This window comes from Thalassotalea sp. ND16A, assembly GCF_000764205.1.
Taxonomy (GTDB): domain Bacteria; phylum Pseudomonadota; class Gammaproteobacteria; order Enterobacterales; family Alteromonadaceae; genus Thalassotalea_A.
The window spans coordinates 1-508 of sequence record NZ_JQDZ01000113.1 but is presented as its reverse complement, the minus strand read 5'-3'; the positions used below and the strand labels follow the sequence as shown (position 1 = coordinate 508).

1 pseudogene is annotated in these 508 nt (G+C 38.0%); it reads right to left on the bottom strand.

Going from position 1 to position 508, the window contains the following annotated elements:
- A pseudogene (locus tag ND16A_RS02610) lies at positions 1–508 on the bottom strand (inosine/guanosine kinase); the annotation flags it as partial.

Here is a 508-nt window from a genome sequence, read left to right as displayed (position 1 = left end):
ACCTGGCTCAGTTCTCATTAAATAAGAGCTGATCACCAGCGCAGAAGCACCTGCAATTAAAGATTCATCAATTGAGTCAGGACGAAGTTGGTTAATTAAACCGGCATTAATACCAAAGGTTCGTTCACCCGTGTCATCAATTAAGGTGAAACAACGACCAATAGGGCCATTTACTGGCTGCAAGTAATTTAAGTCTACCCGTGAAGAAGTATTACTAATAAACCGATAGGCGTAATCACCAACATGAATAGTTTCTGACATAACACCAAGTAATACTGAACGGTCGTCTGCCAATACAGAATAATTGTGCATGGTATTACCAATAGTGCCACCGGCAAACTCATAATTAATTAGGGATTCATCTTTCAAACGCTGGTAGAGTTTTTCAGTTACTTCATCTGAAATGATTTGTGACATGCCACGTGTTAAAGAAAATTCGGCAAGAAATGCTTGGTCAATTTTCGCCTCTATATCTACCAAAATTTGATCTATACCAACAATATAATTT